Below are 19,414 nucleotides of genomic sequence, written 5' to 3'. Positions count from 1 at the left end.
ACCGGTCAGAGCACGGTCGCGCGGTCCGGCGTCCTCCGTGCCATCTGGACAGGGCAGGAAGGACACGCATGCAGGAGCTGCGCCTCGTCGCGGTCAGCGAGGACGGTACGTACCTCGTCCTGGCCACCGCGGGCCGAGGCACCCGGTTCACCCTGCCCGTCGACGACCGGCTCCGCGCCGCGGTCCGTGGGCACTTCTCCCGCCTCGGCCAGTTCGAGATCGAAGTGGAGAGTCCCTTGCGCCCCAAGGAGATCCAGGCCCGCATCCGGTCCGGGGAGACCGCGGAGGAGATCGCCGAGTCGGCGGGCATCCCGGTCGAACGCGTCCGCTGGTTCGAGGGTCCGGTCCTGCAGGAACGCGAATACATGGCCCAGCAGGCGCAGCGCGTCACCGTCCGCCGCCCCGGCGAGTCCACGCCGGGCCCGCCGCTCGGCGAGACCGTCGAGGAGCGCCTCGGCCGCGGCGGCGTCGACCTGGAAGAGGTCGAGTGGGACTCCTGGAAGTGCGAGGACAGCACCTGGCGCGTCCGGCTGTCCTTCTTCGAGGGCGGCCGCCCGCACGCCGCCGAGTGGACGTTCGACCCGCGCCGCCGGCACGTCTCCCCGCTGGACGAGGTCGCCGCCCGGCTCACCTCCGTCGAGTGGGACGACGATGACGCGCTCTCCGACACCGTCACGCCGCTCGTCCCGCGCCGGCCCGCGATGAAGGTCGTCTCCAGCGACCGCGACGCCGCTACCGGCGGCCGCGGGCTGCCCTCGCGCGGCCTGCCCGCCGAGCCCGAGCAGAGCGCCCCCGAGCCGCTGCGCGCCGCGGAGCCCCGCGCGTACATCGTCGAGCGCGGCCGCATGGTCGACCCGAGGCCCGCCTTCCGTGAGGCGGCCGAGCCGCCCTCCCTGCGCGAGGCGGCCGCGCCGCCGCGACCGGCCGTGCGCGCCCCTGAGCCGTCCCGTCCCGCCCCGCCGGCCGAGGAGGCGGCCCCAGAGGCGCCCTCCGCCGAGGCGCTCGCCGACGAGGCCGCCAAGCCCGTCCAGAGCGAGGAGCCGCACGGCGTCGCCGCCGGGTCCGGGACGGCCGAGCCCCCCGGGTCCCCCGGCATGGCCGACGAGGACGCCGGCGACCTGGCAGGCGAGACCGCCGAGCCCGTCGAGGAGAACGCCGACGAGGCCGCCGCCGCGGAGAAGGCGCGACCCGCCGAGGCCGCCGAGGCCGCCGAGGAGCCGGAAGACGGGGCCTCGGTTCCCGAGGAGATCGAAGCGCTCGACGGGGACGGCGCCGAAGAGGTCCGGGAAGCGGAGCACGCGTCCGCCGCCGAACCGGCCGAACCGGCCGAGACGGCTTCCCCGGAGCAGGCGGGCGACGACCACGAGGCAGCGGAAGCGCACAAGGCCGGCGAGGCACCGGAGGCCGTGGAGGCTCCCGAACCGGTCCAGGCCGCCCCCTCGCCGGAGCCGGAGGAACCGGCCGAGCCCGCCGAGACGCCGCAGGTGCCCGCCGCCTCCGCGCCGCGCGTCCCCGAGGACGAGCGGGAGACCGCGCCCGTCCGCACGCCCGCTCCGCCGCGCGAGCCCGCCGTGGAGAGCACGCCCGCCGCCCCGGCGCGGCAGCCCTCGCGGCCGCCCGCCAAGAAGAAGCCGGCGACGCGCCCCACCATGCCCGCCGCCGCTCAGGACAAGCCGGCCACCGGATCGCCCGCGGCCGCCGCGGCGGCCGGGGAGCCCGCGGGCTCGCCGCGTCCGGCCCGGCGCCGCAAGGCCAAGGGCAAGCGCGCCTCCGTCCCCTCCTGGGACGAGATCATGTTCGGTGCCCGCCGGCCCGAATAGGCTCGGCGCCCGCACCGGGCGGCCCGTCCAGGAACGGGGCCAGCCACGCGGGGGTGATGGCGGCGGCGAGGGCCACGGCGTCCTTTTCGGACATGTCCGTCGCCGCGCAGCCCCCGTCGCCCGCGCCCACCGCCGCGAAGAGGGTGGCGAGGCCCAGCCTGCGCTGGAAGAGCGTCTGGCGGACCCGCCAGCCGATCACGGCCGAGTGCTCGACGACGACCTGGCGGCGCCGCAGGGAGCCCGACCGGACGGTGAGCCGGTCCCCGTCGGTGGCGTGGCCCAGCTGGCGGTAGCGGTCCAGCCCCAGCGGCACCGCGAGGACGGCGACCACCGCGCACGCGCCCGCGACCCAGGGCTGCCCCGCGAGGACGGCCAGGACGCCGACGCCGGCCGGGGGCGCCACCGCGCGGACGACGCGGCGGCCCCGCGCGGCCCGAGGGTGCGCGGCCAGGGGACCGGGGACGTTCCCGACGACGCGCGCGGCGAGGGCCTCGGCGGCCGCCCGGGGCGCGGCGGGCAGGAGCCGCCCCCGCTGGGCGGCGTCCCCCAGGCCGGTGATGAGGGCGCCGAGGCGGGTGACTCCCGCCGCGCGCTCGAACGGGTTGTCGGCGAGCTCGACGCCCCGCAGCCGGCGGCGTTCGAGGGAGACGCTGCGGCGGGTGAGGAGCCCGCGCTCGGCGACGACGGACCCGTCCCGCTCGTGGACGGTGAAGTCCCAGTTGAAGAGCGTGAAGGCGATCACCGACATGACGGGCATGGCGATCAGCGTCAGGATGGCGAGCACCAGGACCACGAGGGTGGGCAGCCCCACCACGTCGTGGCCGAGGCTCTCCACGCGCTCCCGCGTGATCAGGCCGAGATCGTCGCCGAGGTTGTAGACGGTGCCGAGGAGGCTGCCCGCCAGCGCGAACGGCGTCAGCAGGTAGGCGCCGCTCAGCGGGGCGTACAGGTACCAGCGCCGCCGCATCCGGCCGAGGACGCGCCGGGGCGGGACCGGGGCCCCCCGGGCGAGCAGGACGCCGCGCAGCCGTTCGGCCTCGGTGCGGGAGACCGCGTTCAGCTCCCCCTCGCCGCCGTCCGCCCCGGCGTCGATGTGCACGACCGCCAGCCGGAGCAGCCGGTGCGGGAGGGACGCGGTGATGTCCACGCCCCGGATCCGGTCGCGCGGGATGCTCTTGACCGACCGCCCGACGAGCGCGCGCCGGAACTCGATGCGGTCCTCGTGCAGGACGTAGGTGAACGTCACCCAGTTCGCGGCGTGGAAGATCAGCCCGAAGGCCAGCCCCACGAGGGTGAAGTAGAACGCGGTGGACAGCCCGCCCACGAGCAGGCCCGTCGCGCCGGCGGCGAGGAGGGCGAGGAGCTCGCGGACGGCGCCGACCACGAAGGTGAGCGGATGCAGGCGTGCGGTCACGTGGCGTCGTCGCGGAGATCGTGCGCGCGGTGCGCGAGGTCTTCGGCGAGGCGCGTCGCCACCGCCACGGGCAGGCCGGAGACCTCCGAGGAACCGGTGTGGGAGGCGGTGTTCACCTCGATGGTGGCGAGGCCGAGCAACCGTTCGATCAGGCCCTGCTTGCTGTCGACGGTCTGGATGCGCCCGACGGGCACCAGCAGCCATTCGCGGCTGAACCAGCCCGTCCGCGTGTAGACGACGTCGGAGCTGACCTCCCAGCGGTGGACTCGGTACCGCCACACGGGCGCGACCGCGACCATGAGCAGCCCCGCGGCGCCGACGATGTAGGGGAGCCAGCCGATCCGGCCGGTCAGCCAGGCGGGCGGCGCGTCCCAGCCGGTGTCGCCGGCCCAGGCGGCGACGCCGAGGGCGAGGCCGAACGCCAGGCCCCACAGCAGCAGGTACTCGATGGCCCAGTGCGCGATCGCGCGGGGCGAGACACGGTGTTCGGGCGGCCGCAGACGCGGCGGGTGCGGCCCCCCGCCGTCCCTCCGGCGACCGCGCCGCACCGACGTCACACCGCGAGTCTAGAGCGCCGTGGGCCCCCTCCCGCCGCCCCGCGCGGCGGGAACCTCCGGGGAACCGGCGGCACGATCCAGGGCGCGGCGTCGTTTCTGTCAGTGGCGCGTGCGAGATTGTCGGTGGCGCATGCGAGCTTGTGGCGTGGTTCACGCCGCCGGCGGCGCTCTGCCTGGGGCGGCGGCAGAAAAATTGGATGCATGTCGAACCGGACTCCGCCTATTTTGGCTGGTCCCCCTGGCCGGGGACCCCCGGCGTCCGGCAACCGAGTCCTAGGAGATCCCATGACCTACGCGATCCAGGCGGACGGCCTGGAGAAGCGGTTCGGTGAGACCCGGGCGCTGGACGGCGTCTCCCTCACCGCCGAGGCCGGAACGGTGCTCGGCGTGCTGGGGCCGAACGGCGCCGGCAAGACGACCATGACCCGGATCCTCGCCACGCTGATCGAGCCGACCGGCGGCACCGCGCGGGTCGGCGGGTTCGACGTGGTGAAGGACGCGCACAAGGTGCGGCAGCTGATCGGGCTCACCGGCCAGTACGCCGGGGTCGACGAGATGCTGACCGGCACCGAGAACCTCGTCCTGATCGGGCGGCTGCTCGGGATCCCGCGCCGCGACTCCAGGGCGCGCGCCGCCGAGCTGCTGGAGCGCTTCCAGCTGACCGACGCCGCCGAGCGCGCCGCCAAGACGTACTCGGGCGGGATGCGCCGCCGCCTCGACCTGGCGGCGAGCCTCGTCGGGCGCCCGCAGATCCTGTTCCTGGACGAGCCGACCACGGGCCTCGACCCGCGCAGCCGCAACGGCCTCTGGGACATCGTCCGCGGCCTGACCGACGACGGCGTCACCGTGCTGCTCACCACGCAGTACCTGGAGGAGGCCGACCAGCTGGCCGACGACATCATCGTCATCGACCGCGGCCAGGCCATCGCGCACGGCACGTCCGACATGCTGAAGGCCCAGGTCGGCGGGCAGGTGCTGGAGGTCAGGCCGGTCGACGCGGCCGACGTGGCGACGGTGGAGCGCATCGTCGGCGAGCTGGCCGAGGCCGTCCCGGAGGTCCGCGACGACCTGGTCAGCGCCCCGATCACCGACCCGCAGCTGATGCCGGCCGTGGTCCGCCGCCTCGACGAGGCGGGCGTCGCCGTCGGCGAGCTGTCGCTGCGCAAGTCCAGCCTGGACGAGGTGTTCTTCGCCCTCACCGGCCACCACACCGACGACATCGACGCCGAGGCCGGCGAACTGCAGAAGCAGGCCGACAAGGAAGGTGCCTCAGCATGACCACCGCGACGCTCGCGCCGCAGGACCTGTCCAAGCGGGTCGCGCCGGGCACGGCCGTGCGCAACACGGTCACGCTGGCCTGGCGCAACCTCGTCCAGATCAAGCACAACCCGATGGAACTGCTCGACCTGTCGATCCAGCCCATCATGTTCGTGCTGCTGTTCGCCTACGTGTTCGGCCCGCCGATGAAGGGCAGCGTCGAGGCGTACCTGCCGATCGTGATCCCCGGCATCATCGCCCAGAACGCCCTGTTCGCCGGGATGAGCACCGGGTTCGGGCTGAACACCGACATCACCAAGGGCGTGTTCGACCGGTTCCGGAGCCTGCCGATCGCGCGCAGCGCCCCGCTCGCCGGGCGGATCATCGCCGACACCGTCAAGCAGGCGTGGTCGATGACGATCCTGCTGCTGGTCGGGTTCGCCATCGGCTTCCGGGTGGAGACGAACGTGCTGGCGGTGGTCGGCGCCTTCCTGCTGCTGCTGGCCTTCGCGGTCCTGTTCTCCTGGACGTCGGTCTTCATCGCGATGAAGGTCAACGAGCCGGAGAAGGTGCAGATCTTCGGCTTCGTGGTGATCTTCCCGCTGAGCTTCCTCAGCACCGCGTTCATCCCGTCCACGAAGGGCATCCCCGGCTGGCTGGCCTACATCATGGACAACAGCCCGGTCACACAGCTGGTCGAGGCGATGCGCGGCCTGCTCGTCGGCGGCCCCGTCCTGGAGCACGCCTGGATCGCGCTCGCGTGGGGGGCCGGCATCTCGCTGGTCTTCGCGCCCCTGTCGCTCCGCGCCTTCAAGCAGCGCGCCTGAGAAGCGGCGCCCGAGAGAGGCCCCGAGAACGGGAAACGCCCCGGCGGTCGGATGACCGCCGGGGCGTCGTGCGTAACGGGTCAGACCGCGTTCTGGTCTGCCTTGGCCTTGGCCTTCGCCTTGCCGTCGTCGAGGGCCGCGAGCTCGAAGTCGGCGCGCGGCTGCTCGATGGTCGCGAGCGAGACGGTCTCGCGCTTGAGGAAGAGCGCGAGCGTCCAGTCCGCGATGACGCGGATCTTGCGGTTGAAGGTCGGGACCATCGCGCCGTGGTAGCTGCGGTGGAAGAACCACGCGGGCCAGCCCTTGAGCTTGATGCCGAGGGGGTTGGCCACGCCCTTGTGCAGGCCGAGGCCCGCGACGGCGCCGAGGTTGCCGTGCACGTAGGGCTTGAGCGTCTTGCCGCGCATCGACCGGACGATGTTGTCGCCGAGCAGCTTGGCCTGGCGGACGGCGTGCTGGGCGTTCGGCGGGCAGAACATGCCGTCCTCGGTGAGGTCCGGGATCGCCGCGTTGTCGCCCGCGGTGAACGCGCGGACGAGGCCCTCGATGGTGAGGTACTCGGTGCCCTTCACGCGGCCGCGCTCGTCCACCGGCAGGTCGCCGTTGCGCACGACGGGCGACGGCTTGACGCCCGCGTTCCACACGAGGGTGCCGGCCGGGAAGCTGCTGCCGTCCGACAGCTCGATCTGGCCGTCCACCGCCGACTGGAGGAAGGTGCTCATCTTCACCGCGATGCCGCGGCCGCGCAGCTGCTCGGCGGTCCACTTGCCCATGTCGGGGCCGACCTCGGGCAGGATGCGGTCGGTCGCCTCGACCAGGACGAACCGCAGGTCCTGCGGCGTGACCTTGCGCATGTACTTGGTGGCGTCGCGGGTCATGTCCTCGAGCTCGGCGACCGCCTCGACGCCGGCGAACCCGCCGCCGACGAACACGAAGGTCAGCGCCTTGCGACGCAGCTCCACGTCGTCGGTCGACTCGGCGATCTCCAGCTGCTCCAGGACGTGGTTGCGCAGGTGGATGGCCTCGCCGACGGTCTTGAGGCTGATGCCGTTCTCGGCCAGCCCGGGGATCGGCAGGAGCCGCGGCACCGCGCCCGCCGCCATGACCAGGTAGTCGTAGGTGATCCGCTCCGGCGGCCCGGCCAGGGGCTGGACGATCGCCCATCGCTCGTCGTGGTTCAGCTCGGTCACGCGCGCCTTGCGGACGGTGCACTTCGGCAGCACCCGGCGCAGCGGGACGACGACGTGCCGCGGGGAGATGTTCCCGGCGGCGGCCTCGGGCAGGAACGGCTGGTACGTCATGTACGAGTTGGGGTCGACGACGGTGACCCTGACCTCGCCCCTCCGCAGCTCCCGCTTCAGCTTCTTCTGCAGGCGAAGAGCGGTGTACATGCCCACATAGCCGCCACCCACGATGAGGATGTGGGGAGCGCCGGGGGTCCCCTGGGCGGTCCTGGCCATTGCGGCCCTCCAATGTCACGGTCGGCTTGTGAAGACATTCACAAACTAGCGGATGGAACGTGCCGTTCACCAATCGAAAACCACGAAAGAACCGCCGAACTTCCCGTTACGGCAAAGGATGAGCCCGAAACGGGTGTGAAACCCGCCACTCCTTGCCCAAAAGTGGGGTGGATCGCAGCAATACACGCATGACGAACATCACAGGGCACCGCGCCGGGCGGCGCCGCCCGGAGGCGGCGCGAACGGCCCGTCCCACCCCCGAAAAACCCCTAAGGTTGGGCGGACGAGGAAGGGGGCGCCGGCGGCGGGACGCACGGGGCCGACAAGCGGGGGCCGAGTTGACGGCGATCCGGCGGCGCGCGGCGTACGATCTCGCCCGGGAGCGTATCGATGATGAGCAGAGACCGGCGTCCGGTCATGGCCGCGGCGGGCGCGCTCGCGCTCGCCGGGGCGCTGAGCGGCTGCGGGCTGATCGGCCAGCCCCAGAACAAGAGCGCGGAACTGTCGGAGTGGTTCACCGTGACCAGCCCGGTCTTCCGCGATGGGCGCGAGTTGCCCCCGAGATACGGCTGCACGACGTACCCTGGCGGGCAGGGCAAGACCCCGCCGCTCCGGTGGTCGGGCACGCCGGCCGGCACCCGGTCGTTCGCGATCGTGATGGACGACCCCGACGCCTCCGGCGGCGCCAAGGTCCACTGGGTGATCGCGGGCATCGACGGAACCGTGAACGAGCTGGTCGAAGGCGCCCGGCTCGACGGGACCGTCGAAGGCTTGACCACAGGCAAGAAGGCGGGTTACGCGCCCCCGTGCCCGCCCAAGGGAGAGAAGCATCGGTACCGGTTCAGCATCTACGCGCTGGACCATCCGGCACCGTTCCAGAACGGCGCGGCTCTGAAGGACTCGCTCCCCGCGATCGCCGAGCACACGGTGGGGCGCGGGCGGATCACCGGGAACTTCGGCGGCGAGCAGGCGCGTTGACCGTGGAGCCTGAGAGCACAGGGTCGGGGCGGACCCCGCGGGGGCCGGAGCCGTCAGGGGCGTGCGGACCGGCGGAGTTGGCCGATCGGCATGCGCCGTGTGAGGGTAAATGTGCGCGAAGGGTGTGACAACGGTCATAGCGGTCGGAGAGAATCGGGCTAAGCCAAGGCGGCGGAAACCCGTGACTATCCGGACGCTGGCGACAATCGGGACGGACCCGCGGTCCGCGCTGGCGACTCTCGCCGGGCCAAGGCATTGGGTGGTGGCATGACTTCTTACATCGTGGTCTTCGGCCTCATTGTGGTCGTCGTCCTCGTGGTCGTCCTCGTGGCCCTCGGCCTGCGGGCCAGCAGGGCGGGAGGCGATGACGACGACGACTGGATGGACGACGAGCCGCAGAAGCAGCCGCGCGGCCGCCGGGGGATCCCTCCACCTCAGGAGCAGATGAACGGCCCGGAGGAGTACGGCCCCGGCTACGACGAGGGCTACGACGGCGGCTACGACCGCGCCCCCGAGCCCGTTCCCGACCGCCGCGTCGCCGGTCCCGGCGGCGGCCCGCTCGCCGCACCGACCGCGGCACCGGGCCCGTCCGCTCCGCCGCCCCCGCCTCCGGGCCAGGCGTCGGACGAGATGGAGGACGACGACTACTGGGCGACGATCACCTTCGACAAGCCCAAGTTCCCCTGGCAGCAGCACGACGAGGGCGGCGCGCGGCCCGAGAGCGACCCGGCCGCCGACCCGCTGAACGCGCAGCAGGCCCCCCCGCCCGAGCAGCCGGCCATCGAGCCGCCCGGGCTCACCCAGCCCGTCTCCCTGGGCCCCGACGGCACCGTCCTCAACGGCCTCGGCGGCGGCACCGGGCCGCAGCAGACGCCCCACGGCCCCGGCGGGTTCCAGGGCGGCTCACCGTTCCCGGGCGGCGACCCGGGCGCGACGTCGCTCGACCCCATCCCGACCGACCTGGCCGGACCGGGCGGCCCCGGCGGCCCCGGCGCCTCCGGCCCGCAGAACCCCTTCGGCCTCGGCGCGCCCGACCAGCCGGTCTACGGCGGCCAGGAGCCGCAGCCCGCGTACGGCGCCTCCGACTACGGCCCCGGCGACTCCTCCTACGGCGGCCAAGACCAGTACGGCAGTGGCCAGGAGCAGTACGGCGGTGGCCAGGAGCAGTACGGCGGTGGCCAGGAGCAGTACGGCGGTGGCCAGGAGCAGTACGGCGGTGGCCAGGACCAGTACGGGGGCGACCAGCCGCAGTACGGCGTCCCCGAGCAGCCCCAGTACGGCTCTCAGGAGCCGTCCTACGGCGACTACAACTCCGACCCGCTCGGCGGCCGTCCGGCCGCGGGCCCGCCGCCCGGAGGCCGCCAGGACTACGACCTGCCGCTCGGCTCGTCCGGTCCCGGCGGGGCTCTCGGCAGCGACCCGCTCGGGCTGCCCATCGGCCGTCCCGAGGAGCCGCCCGCGCCGCCCGCTCCCCCCGCGCCGCCCGCGCCGCCCGCGCCGCCCGCGCCGCCCGCGCCCGCCGCACCCGCCGCCCCGGCGGCTCACGGCGGCGGCTCCGACACCGACGGCCACAAGCTCCCGACCGTGGACGAGCTTCTCCAGCGCATCCAGTCCGACCGGCAGCGGTCGGGCCCGCCCTCCCCGTCCGAGACGGGCGGCTCCTACGGCGGCTCTCTGAACGACCCGCTGGGCGACCCTCTCGGCACCGGCTCCTACGGGACGACCTCGTCCGGCGCACCGAGCACGGGCAACACGGGCCCGTGGCCGTCCGGCGGGCAGCAGGGCGGCTACGACACGGGCGCGGGCCCCGGCCAGGGCTACGACTCCGGAATCGGCGCGCCGCCCGGATACGGGCAGGGCCAGCAGAACGACGGCTACCCGACCGCCCCGGCCTACGGCGACTCGCAGCGCTACGACGACCCGCTCGGCGGGTTCGGCGGCGGCACCGAGAGCGGCTCCGGAGGCTCCGGAGCGTACGGCGACTTCAGCGGCAGCAGCTACAACGGCGGCGACCCGCTGGCCGCGCCGCACGACCAGGGCACCGGCGGCTACGCCGACCCGAACGCCACGCAGGCGTACGGGTCCGGCTACTACGGGGGCACGCCGCAGCAGCAGGGCGGCTACCCGCAGGGCGGCCAGCAGAACGACAACCCCCCGTACGGCTCGAACCAGCCCGCCGACGACTGGGAGAACTACCGCCGCTGACCTCAGCGCACCCGACCGAGGGCCGCCGGATCCGTCCGGCGGCCCTCGTCGCGTCCCGGGGCGCACATGCTTGAATACGTTGTGTGACTTTTAAGCCACCGAACGTATCCACGCTCCGGCGAGATCTGCTCGCCTCGTTCGTCGTCTTCCTCGTCGCGATCCCGCTCTCGCTGGGCATCGCCGTCGCCTCCGGCGCGCCCGTCGCGGCCGGGCTGATCGCCGCCGTCGTCGGCGGCATCGTCGCCGGCCTGATCGGCGGCTCGCCGCTCCAGGTCAGCGGCCCCGCCGCCGGGCTCACCGTCCTCGTCGCCGGCCTCGTCCAGACCTACGGCTGGCGCGCCACCTGCACGATCACCATGCTGGCCGGGCTCGTGCAGATCGTGCTCGGCGCGAGCCGGGTCGCGCGCGCCGCCCTCGCCGTCTCCCCCGCCGTCGTGCACGGCATGCTCGCCGGGGTCGGCGTCGTCATCGTCCTCGCCCAGGTCCACGTGGTCCTCGGCGGCAGTCCCCAGCAGTCGGCCGTCGCGAACCTGCGCGAGCTGCCGGGCCAGCTCTCGCAGTCGCACTCGCATTCCGCGCTGGTGGCCGGGCTGACCGTGCTCGTCGTGCTGGGCTGGGGCCGGCTGCCCAGGAGCGGGCCGCTTCGCCTTGTTCCTGGCCCTTTGCCCGCCGTCGCCCTGGCCACCGCCCTCGCCTGGGCCCTCGACTGGCGGGTGCCGCGCGTCGACCTGCCGTCCTCGCTGCTGGACGGCTGGAGCCTCCCCGTCATGCCCCAGGGGACACTGTTCGGTATCACCGGCGCGGTCATCTCCGTGGCGCTCGTGGCGGCCGTGGAGTCCCTGCTGTGCAGCGTCGCGGTCGACCGCTCCCGCCCGGCGGGCGTCCCGTCCGCCGACCTCGACCGGGACCTGCTCGGCCAGGGCGCCGCGAACGCCGTCTCCGGCGTGCTGGGCGGGCTGCCGATCACCGGCGTGATCGTCCGCAGCACCGCCAACATCGAGGCGGGCGGCCGCACCAGGCTGTCGCCCATCCTGCACGGCGTCTGGGTCCTCGTCCTCGCCCTGGCCTGCGGGCCGCTCATCGAACAGGTCCCGCTGGCGGCGCTCGCCGCGCTGCTGGTCGTGCTCGGCGTCCGGCTCGCCGACCTGTCCCGGGTCCGCGCCCTGCGCCACCACCGCGAGGCGCCCGCCTACTTCGTCACCCTCGGCGGTGTCGTGCTGTTCGGGCTCGGTGAGGGCGTCCTGCTCGGCATCGGGGTCATGGCGGTGCTCGCCCTGCGCCGGCTCACCCGGCTGTCGGTCCGGACGGAGCAGCTCGTGCCCGCCCCCGGCGACGCCCCCGCCCCGCCCCGCTGGCACGTGGTCGTCGAGGGCACGTTCACCTTCCTAGGCGTCCCCCGCGTGGCGCGCGCTCTGCAGCAGATCCCGGCGGACGGCAGCGTCGATCTGGACCTCAACGTCGACTTCATGGACCACGCCGCGTTCGACGCCGTCCACCGGTGGCGGCTCGCCCACGAACGCCAAGGGGGGAGGGTCGACATCGACGAGGTTCACGAGGCTTGGTATGAAAGAGCTGTGACAGGCGATATGTCCCAACCGGCCAAGACTCCGCCCCCGGCCCGCTGGTGGGCCCCCTGGTCCAACCGGCGGCGGCGGCCCGAGACCGAGCTGGACGCACCCGAGATGTCCCCCGCGAACGTCCTGCTGAACGGCGTCCGCGAGTACCACGGGCGCACGGCCCCGCTCGTACGTCCGATCATGGCCGAGCTGGCGATGGAGCAGAAACCCCAGCATCTGTTCATCACCTGCGTCGACTCGCGCATCGTGCCCAACATCATCACCGCGAGCGGCCCCGGCGACCTGTTCATCAACCGCAACGTCGGCGCGCTCGTCCCCCGGCACGGCTCCCGGACGCCCGACGACTCGGTGGCGGCCACCGTCGAGTACGCCGTCAATGTCCTGGACATCAAGACGATCACGGTCTGCGGCCACTCCAACTGCGGCGCGATGGCCGCGCTGCTCGCCGGCGGCACCGAGGTCGAGCACCTGGAGGGCCTGTCGCGCTGGCTGAAGCACGGCAACCACAGCCTCGCCCGCTTCCTCGCCGAGGACCAGCCCGGCGACGAGCAGCCCCTCGCCCGCCTCTGCAAGATCAATGTGATGCAGCAGCTCGACAACCTGCTGACCTACCCGTGGCTCCGGGAGCGGGTCGAGTCCGGCGACATCGAACTGGTCGGCCTCTACCTCGACCTCGGCTCCGCCACCGTCGAGGTCTTCGACCCGGCGGGCGGCGCCTTCGTCCCCGTCCCGGACGAGGCGCCGCGGAGCCGGTCGCTCACCTGACGAAGGCGCGGGTCGTCCCCCGGCAGGACGACCCGCGCTCCGGCTCTACCAGCGCCCGACGAGCTCGTCCTCGCCGCGCGTGGAGCTGCGCACGTACATCCCCGTGACCTTGCGCGCCCGCCGCGCGCGCCGGTCGGTCGCCGGCAGGAACAGCGCGTCGCGCCGGCTGGCGCGCGAGAAGTCCCACAGGTACACCAGGCTCCCCAGCACCCCGGCGAGCACAAGGGCCACGAACACGATGACGATCATCATCGCTCCTCTCCACGGGACTCCAGCACCCCGGTCCCGCCGCCGTCACCGATCAGGGCGATCAGCTCTTACCAGCACGGTAAGCGCCCCGTATGAAACCCTCTGTGTCCCATGACCTGTTTCGGGAGAGTCTCTGTCCCCAACCCGTCGGCCGCCGAGCGGCCCGGCGCACGATTCGGCGGTTGCCGGGGACCGGCGTTCCCGGACGGCAGCGGTGCAAGGTTCTGGCCTGCGATCATGACCTCATGTCGAGGGAGCGTTCGCGCCGCTATCGCCCGGTCCACGTCGCATGCATCGTCATCGCTTCCGTCACGGGTCTGCTTTCCGTCGTCTGGATCGGTGGCACGGTAGCCGCGTGGGCAGGGCAGGCAGGCCGGGCGCGAGCGACGGCGCAGATACTGGAAGTCAGCGGTAACCGCTCCTCCGGCCGCCTCGTCGTCGAGTTCACAACGGGCGACGGCAGCAGGGTGAAGGCCGAAGAAAGGCGGCGCGGCTGGCCTGGATCCGCCAGGCCGGGAGCCCAGGTCGAGGTCGCCTACGACCCCGGCAGCCCGGCTGACGTTCAGCCGTTCCAGAACCTGGGAAAGTCGTCGGCCGCGTGCGCGCTCCTCACGGTGGCGGCGGGCGCCTCGGGCGCCGGCGCCTACCGCACCCGCGCCCGGCCGTCCGCCGCGGCATAGAGCCGCGGTCGCTCTGGCGGGAGAACTCGGGGGGCGGACGAGTCGGCCTGTAAGCCGGGTTTTGTGTCCGTCGTCCCTTGCGGGGCGGCGGGTGACGGCCATCCATCTCGGGCCGCCGTTGCCGGCGGTCTCCAGCGGTCTACCCGCAGGCTCGGGCGGGCCGCCCTCAGGCACCTGCGCGGGGCCTCTTGCGGGGCCCCTTCTTGACCTTGCTCCGGGTGGGGTTTACCTAGCCGCCCACGTCACCGTGGGCGCTGGTGAGCTCTTACCTCACCGTTTCACCCTTACCACCGGCGGACCGGTGGCGGTCTGCTTTCTGTGGCACTGTCCCGCGAGTCACCCCGGGTCGGCGTTACCGACCACCCTGCCCTGTGGAGCCCGGACTTTCCTCGACGGGGATCGCTCCCCGACGCGGCCGTCCGGCCGGCTCGTCCGCCGTCCATCAAGATTAGCGGGTGCGCGGGGGGAGTCGCGAACCTGCGGGAGGGCGTTCAGGGACTCGCGCAGCCGGGTGCCGGGGACGTCGTGGTCCCGCATCCGGCCGGACAGGTAGTGGTCGTAGGCGGCCATGTCGAAGTGGCCGTGGCCGCACAGGGCGGTCAGGATGACCTTGGGCTCGCCCGTCTCGGAGCAGCGGCGGGCCTCGTCGACGGCGGCGGCCAGGGCATGGGTGGGTTCGGGGGCCGGGACGATGCCCTCCGTGCGCGCGAACAGGACGCCGGCCTCGAAGCATTCGCGCTGGGGTTTGGCGATGGCCTCGAAGACGCCCAGCTCGTACATGTGGGAGAGCAGCGGCGCCATGCCGTGGTAGCGGAGGCCGCCCGCGTGGACGGGGTCGGGGACGAAGCCGTGTCCGAGCGTGTGCATCTTGAGCAGGGGCGCGGACCCGGCGGTGTCCGCGAAGTCGTAGGCGTAGCGGCCGCGGGTGAAGGACGGGCACGCGGCGGGTTCCACGGCGCGGATGACGGGGTCCATGCGGCCCCGGAGCTTCTCGCGGAGGAAGGGGAAGAACAGCCCGGCGAAGTTGGAGCCGCCGCCGGTGCAGCCGACGATCAGATCGGGGGTCTCGCCGGCGAGGGCCAGCTGTTCGAGGGCCTCCTCGCCGATGACGGTCTGGTGCATGAGGACGTGGTTGAGGACGCTGCCGAGCGCGTAGCGGGTGTCCTCGGGGGCGGCGGACTCGACGGCCTCGCTGATGGCGATGCCGAGGGAGCCGGGCGAGTCCGGATCGTCCGCGAGGATCGCCGCGCCGGACGAGGTGAGCGGTGACGGGCTGGCGTGCACGCGGGCTCCGTACAGCTCCATCATCGACCGGCGGTACGGCTTCTGGTCGTAGGAGGCGCGCACCATCCAGATCTCGCAGTCCAGGCCGAACTGGGCGCAGGCGAAGGCGAGGGCGCTCCCCCACTGGCCGGCGCCGGTCTCGCTCGTCAGGCGGCGGACGCCCTGCCGCGCGTTGTAGTACGCCTGCGGGACGGCCGTGTTCGGTTTGTGCGAGCCGACGGGTGAGACGCCCTCGTACTTGACGTAGATGCGGGCGGGGGTGCCGAGGGCGCGTTCGAGGCGGCGCGCCCGGATCAGCGGTGTCGGGCGCCAGAGGCGGTAGACGTCGCGGACCTGCTGGGGGATGTCGACGTACCGCTCGCCGGTGACCTCCTGGGCGATGAGGTCCGCGGGGAACAGCGGCGCCAGGTCGTCCGGCCCGATCGGCTCGCGCGTCCCCGGGTGTAGCGGCGGGGGCGGCGGCGCGGGCAGGTCCGGGACGACGTTGTACCAGCGGCGCGGAAGCCTCGGCCCGTCCGACGGGATGTTCGTGGTCACGGTCCCTCCCTGGTCGCAGGGTAGGGGGCCGGGACCGGGAGGACAGTGGTCAGGCGGGTAGGTGGTGGGTGTCGTTGAAGGCACGCAGGGTCGCCGGGCCGTCGGCGTACCAGTCGATGGACGACAGCGCCGCCACGTCGAGGTGCATCCGGTACAGGGACGGCATGGGCGCGCCCAGGGCGTCCTTGACGAGGAGCTTGATCGGGGTGACGTGCGAGACGACCAGGACCGTCTGCTCGCGGTAGCGGACCTTCAGCTTGTCCAGGGCCGTGCGGACGCGGCGGGACACCTGGGCGAAGCTCTCCCCGCCGGGCGGGGCGGCCTCGGGGTCGGCCAGCCACGCCTTCAACTCGGCCGGCCAGCCCTTGCCCGCCTCGGCGAACGTGAGCCCTTCCCAGTCGCCGAAGTCGGTCTCGCGGAAGCCGTCCTCGACCCGGACCTCCAGGCCGGTGACGGCGGCGACCTCGGCGGCGGTGTCGCGGCAGCGGGACAGGGGCGAGGTGACGATCGCGTCGATCCCCCGGTCCTTGAGGGCGAGGGCGGCGGCGCGGGCCTGGGCGAGGCCCTGCGGCGTCAGGGGGACGTCGCCGATCCCGGCGAAGCGCTTCTCGATCGACAGGGGCGTCTCGCCGTGCCGCAGGAGGAGCGTGGTCGTCGGGGTGGACGAGGCGGGCCGGGGCGGCGGATCGGGCTCCCGCGGCGCCTCCTCGACCTTGCGGGTCCAGTGCTCCCCGCGGGCGGCGGCGTCCATGGCCTCGTTGGCCAGCCGGTCGGCGTGCGCGTTGCGGTTGCGCGGGATCCAGCTGTAGGACACCGAGCCCAGCGCGGCGGCCAGCTCGCGGGCCTCCAGCGCCAGCGGCACCATGTCCGGGTGCTTGATCTTCCAGCGGCCCGACATCTGCTCCACGACGAGCTTGGAGTCCATCCGGACCTCGACGCGGGCGGACGGGTCGACCCCGGCGGCCGCCGCGAGCCCGGCGATCAGCCCCCGGTACTCGGCGACGTTGTTGGTGGCGTGCCCGATCGACTCGGCGACCTCCGCGAGCACCTCGCCGGTCAGCGCGTCGCGGACGAGCGCCCCGTACCCGGCGGGCCCGGGGTTGCCCCGCGAACCGCCGTCCGCCTCGACGACCAGCTTCCGGCCGGCGCTCACAGACCCGACTCGGGCGTCCGGACGAGGATGCGGCGGCACTCCTCGCAGCGGATGACCTCGTCCTCGGCGGCGGCCCGGATGCGGTTCAGGTCGACGGTGTTCAGCGCGAGGTGGCAGCCCTGGCAGGCGCCGCGGTACAGCTTGGCCGCGCCGACGCCGCCGAACTGGCCACGCAGCTTCTCGTAGAGGCCGAGCAGGTCGTCGGGGACGTCCTTGGCCACGGCGGTGCGGGCGGCGCTCGACGTCCCGGCCTCGTCGTCGATGTCGCGCTGGGCGGCGTCGCGGCGCTCGGACAGCGCGGCCAGCTCGTCCTGCGCGCCGGTCCGCTCGGCGTTCAGCGCGGCGACGCGGCCCTCGGCCTCCTCGGTCCGCTCCATGATCTCCAGCACGACCTCCTCCAGGTCGGACTGGCGGCGGTGCAGCGACTCGATCTCGGTCTGCAGGCTGCTGAGGTCCTTGGCCGAGGTCACCTGCCCCGAGTCGAGCCGCTTCTGGTCGCGGTCGGCGCGGGTGCGGACCTGGTCGACGTCCTGCTCGGCCTTCTTCTGCTCCCGCCGCAGGTCGCCGACCTCCGTCTCGGCCGCCACGATCGCATCGCGCAGCTCGGTCAGCCGGCCCTCCAGCCGCTCGATCTCCGCCAGCTCGGGCAGGGTGCGGCGGCGGTGCGCCAGCCGGTCGAGGGAGCTGTCGAGGTCCTGCAGGTCGATCAGGCGAAGCTGGGCTTGCGGTGCGGCTTTCACATTGCTCCTTCGTCGTGAAGGGTCCACGCGTCGGTGACGAACGTGGACACCCGTGTCTCCAACTTGCCCGCTTCCGGGGACGACCCGGCCAGGCGCCGTTCGGCGTCGGCGAGCCAGGGCCATTCGGTCGCCCAGTGCGCGGCGTCCACCAGGGCCGGGCCGCCTTGCTCGGCGAACTCCGACGCGGGATGGTGCCGCAGGTCGGCGGTGAGGTAGGCGTCGACACCGGCCGCCTGGGCGGTGCCGAGGAGGGAGTCGCCGGCGCCGCCGCAGACCGCGACGGTGCGGACGGGACGGTCCGGGTCGCCGGCCGCCCGCACGCCCCACGCGGTGGACGGCAGCCCGGCGGCGGCGCGCCGGGTGAACTCCCGCAGCGCGACCGGCTCGTCCAGCTCCCCGATCCGGCCGAGCCCGCGGCGCGGGTCGTCGTCGGCGGGGACCATCGGGCGCAGCTCGCCGGTGAGGCCGACGGCCCGCGCCAGCGCGTCCGACACGCCCGGGACGGCCCGGTCGGCATTGGTGTGCGCGGTGTGCAGCGCGATCCCGTTCGTGATCATGCGGTGGACGAGCCGGCCCTTGGGCGTGGTGGCGGCGACCGAGTGCACCCCGCGCAACAGCAGCGGATGGTGGGTGACCACGAGGTCGGCCTCCCACTCCAGCGCCTCGTCGATCACGGCGGCGACGGGGTCGACCGCGAACAGCACCCGTCCCACGTCCTGGGCGGGGTCGCCGCAGACGAGGCCGACGGCGTCCCAGGGCTCCGCCCACGCGGGTGGATAGAGCTCCTCCAGAGCGGAGATGACATGGGATAGGCGCACGTCCCGCAGGCTACCGCGCCTGGCCGCTCCCAACGAGCCACCGAGCGTCACCCCGAGACGCCAAGGTCTGTAACGATATGGGACGGGACAGTGCACGACCGAAGGAGGAACGCCATGTCGGCCGCCGGCGCCGCCGCGGAACCGGAGCCCATCCAGCCCGTCCGACCCGTCGAACCAAAGGCGGAACGTCCGTACATGCCGGGTTACGGCATCCAGGGACCCCATGAGGGGAGCGGCCTGCTGCCGTGGTCCTGGGCCGTGGAGCGGCTGCGGGCCGCCCGCAACTTCTGGGTGTGCACGGTGCGGCCGGACGGACGACCGCACTCCATGCCGGTCTGGGGCGCCTGGTCGGGAGAGGCACTGCTGTTCAGCAGCGCGGTGCCGTCCCGCAAGATGGTGAACCTGCGGCTGAACCCGCAGGTCACGGTCACCACCGAGGAGGCCGAGAACCCCGTGGTCATCGAGGGGCGCGCCGAGATCGTCACCGAACTGCGCGAGTTGCAGCGGTTCATCGACCTCGTCAACTCCAAGTACGCCACGCGCTATCGTGTCGATTTCCTGGATCCGGAGGTGAACGCCACCGTCGCGGTGCGGCCACAGTCGGTGTTCGGGCTCCGCCAGGGAGATTTCACCGGTTCTCCCACCCGGTGGTCGTTCGTAACCTGAATGTCTGCTGGGATCATTCTGGAGACTCATCGCGTTGGAGAGTGTGTGAAGCCACCCTTTCGCCGCCGCAAGCGCGTCAAGGGCCGTCCGATGGGCAACCGCCCGGAGGCGGCCGAGCCGGAGACCATCGAGTGGCCCCGCGAGGGGACGGGCAAGTCGTCCCTGATGGGGGCCATCCGGGGGGACGGCGAGACCGGCGCCGGTTTCGGTGGCGGCATGTTCGAGGATCTCGCCTCCGCCTTCGAGGGCTCCAAGAAGGTCAAGCAGGAGGAGCAGGAGCGGCAGAAGGTGCTGCGCCAGGACGACCACGAGCAGACCGGATCCGGCGGCGTCCGCGACGACCTGGAGTCCGGCAAGATCCGGATCCGGCGCAACCCGCCGACCGGATGACCGCGCCGGAACGCTCTCGAACATAGGTTCGAATCCG

The 19,414-nt window shown here is 73.3% G+C and carries 16 protein-coding genes, 1 other RNA gene and 1 pseudogene; 9 read left to right on the top strand and 9 right to left on the bottom strand.

Annotation, left to right across the window (positions count from 1 at the left end):
- Positions 1-68: 68 nt before the first annotated feature.
- A complete protein-coding gene (gene sepH / locus BJY14_RS46845) occupies positions 69-1,820 on the top strand; it encodes a septation protein SepH (protein WP_179847305.1) in 1,752 nt (583 codons plus the stop codon).
- On the opposite strand, the gene BJY14_RS33720 is transcribed toward sepH, so the two are convergent.
- Positions 1,792-3,234 carry a PH domain-containing protein gene (locus BJY14_RS33720; RefSeq protein ID WP_179847304.1) on the bottom strand — a complete coding sequence of 481 codons (1,443 nt, stop codon included), beginning with the start codon at positions 3,232-3,234 and terminating at the stop codon, positions 1,792-1,794. The genes sepH and BJY14_RS33720 overlap by 29 nt on opposite strands.
- Complete coding sequence (locus BJY14_RS33715) at positions 3,231-3,791, bottom strand: PH domain-containing protein (RefSeq protein ID WP_312879514.1); 561 nt, start codon at positions 3,789-3,791, stop codon at positions 3,231-3,233. The genes BJY14_RS33720 and BJY14_RS33715 overlap by 4 nt, the downstream gene beginning before the upstream one ends.
- Before the next feature lie 285 nt (positions 3,792-4,076).
- Between BJY14_RS33715 and BJY14_RS33710 the strand changes: the two genes are divergently transcribed.
- A complete protein-coding gene (locus BJY14_RS33710; RefSeq protein WP_179847303.1) occupies positions 4,077-5,069 on the top strand; it encodes an efflux ABC transporter ATPase subunit, DrrA-related in 993 nt (330 codons plus the stop codon).
- Entirely contained in the window at positions 5,066-5,875 is an 810-nt protein-coding gene (locus BJY14_RS33705) for an ABC transporter permease (protein ID WP_179847302.1), read from the top strand. Before BJY14_RS33710 ends, BJY14_RS33705 begins: the two co-directional genes overlap by 4 nt.
- Before the next feature lie 80 nt (positions 5,876-5,955).
- Here BJY14_RS33705 and BJY14_RS33700 read toward each other — a convergent pair whose 3' ends face one another.
- Positions 5,956-7,335, bottom strand: coding sequence for an NAD(P)/FAD-dependent oxidoreductase (locus tag BJY14_RS33700; protein ID WP_179847301.1), 1,380 nt, complete (start codon positions 7,333-7,335; stop codon positions 5,956-5,958).
- A 390-nt stretch (positions 7,336-7,725) separates the two neighbouring features.
- Here BJY14_RS33700 and BJY14_RS33695 point away from each other — a divergent pair, with 390 nt between their 5' ends.
- The 3 genes from BJY14_RS33695 to BJY14_RS33685 all read left to right on the top strand — a co-directional run bounded on the left by BJY14_RS33695 (position 7,726) and on the right by BJY14_RS33685 (position 12,860).
- Positions 7,726-8,313 carry a YbhB/YbcL family Raf kinase inhibitor-like protein gene (locus BJY14_RS33695; protein WP_246396205.1) on the top strand — a complete coding sequence of 196 codons (588 nt, stop codon included), beginning with the start codon at positions 7,726-7,728 and terminating at the stop codon, positions 8,311-8,313.
- 267 nt (positions 8,314-8,580) lie between these two features.
- Positions 8,581-10,518, top strand: a complete 1,938-nt coding sequence (locus tag BJY14_RS33690) for a hypothetical protein (protein ID WP_179847300.1) — start codon at positions 8,581-8,583, stop codon at positions 10,516-10,518.
- An 83-nt stretch (positions 10,519-10,601) separates the two neighbouring features.
- The gene (locus BJY14_RS33685) at positions 10,602-12,860 is read left to right on the top strand and encodes a SulP family inorganic anion transporter (RefSeq protein ID WP_179847299.1); all 2,259 of its coding nucleotides are present in this window, start codon (positions 10,602-10,604) and stop codon (positions 12,858-12,860) included.
- 45 nt (positions 12,861-12,905) lie between these two features.
- On the opposite strand, the gene BJY14_RS33680 is transcribed toward BJY14_RS33685, so the two are convergent.
- On the bottom strand, positions 12,906-13,112 hold the full coding sequence (locus tag BJY14_RS33680) for a hypothetical protein (protein WP_245919592.1): 207 nt from the start codon (positions 13,110-13,112) through the stop codon (positions 12,906-12,908).
- Between the two features lie 242 nt (positions 13,113-13,354).
- Here BJY14_RS33680 and BJY14_RS33675 point away from each other — a divergent pair, with 242 nt between their 5' ends.
- Entirely contained in the window at positions 13,355-13,789 is a 435-nt protein-coding gene (locus BJY14_RS33675; protein ID WP_179847298.1) for a DUF3592 domain-containing protein, read from the top strand.
- Between the two features lie 34 nt (positions 13,790-13,823).
- Here the strand turns inward: BJY14_RS33675 and rnpB are convergent.
- The 5 genes and pseudogenes from rnpB to BJY14_RS33650 form a co-directional block, all read right to left on the bottom strand.
- Positions 13,824-14,220, bottom strand: an RNA gene (rnpB, locus tag BJY14_RS33670) — RNase P RNA component class A.
- A 142-nt stretch (positions 14,221-14,362) separates the two neighbouring features.
- Positions 14,363-15,610 (bottom strand): annotated as a pseudogene (locus BJY14_RS33665) (TrpB-like pyridoxal phosphate-dependent enzyme); the annotation flags it as partial.
- Between the two features lie 49 nt (positions 15,611-15,659).
- On the bottom strand, positions 15,660-16,763 hold the full coding sequence (locus BJY14_RS33660; RefSeq protein ID WP_179847297.1) for a bifunctional RNase H/acid phosphatase: 1,104 nt from the start codon (positions 16,761-16,763) through the stop codon (positions 15,660-15,662).
- The gene (locus BJY14_RS33655; RefSeq protein ID WP_179847296.1) at positions 16,760-17,503 is read right to left on the bottom strand and encodes a zinc ribbon domain-containing protein; all 744 of its coding nucleotides are present in this window, start codon (positions 17,501-17,503) and stop codon (positions 16,760-16,762) included. Before BJY14_RS33655 ends, BJY14_RS33660 begins: the two co-directional genes overlap by 4 nt.
- Positions 17,500-18,321 (bottom strand): Nif3-like dinuclear metal center hexameric protein, encoded by an 822-nt coding sequence (locus tag BJY14_RS33650; protein WP_179847295.1) that lies wholly within the window; start codon positions 18,319-18,321, stop codon positions 17,500-17,502. The genes BJY14_RS33655 and BJY14_RS33650 overlap by 4 nt, the downstream gene beginning before the upstream one ends.
- 114 nt (positions 18,322-18,435) lie before the next feature.
- Here BJY14_RS33650 and BJY14_RS33645 point away from each other — a divergent pair, with 114 nt between their 5' ends.
- Entirely contained in the window at positions 18,436-18,987 is a 552-nt protein-coding gene (locus tag BJY14_RS33645) for a pyridoxamine 5'-phosphate oxidase family protein (RefSeq protein ID WP_179847294.1), read from the top strand.
- A gap of 45 nt (positions 18,988-19,032) precedes the next feature.
- Entirely contained in the window at positions 19,033-19,377 is a 345-nt protein-coding gene (locus tag BJY14_RS33640; RefSeq protein ID WP_179847293.1) for a DUF6191 domain-containing protein, read from the top strand.
- The last annotated feature ends 37 nt before the right edge of the window (positions 19,378-19,414 follow it).

Origin of the sequence: Actinomadura luteofluorescens (assembly GCF_013409365.1) — a bacterium.
In the GTDB taxonomy this organism is placed as follows: domain Bacteria; phylum Actinomycetota; class Actinomycetes; order Streptosporangiales; family Streptosporangiaceae; genus Spirillospora; species Spirillospora luteofluorescens.
Note: the sequence above shows the minus strand (reverse complement) of the source record. Positions and strands in the feature narration are given on the sequence as shown.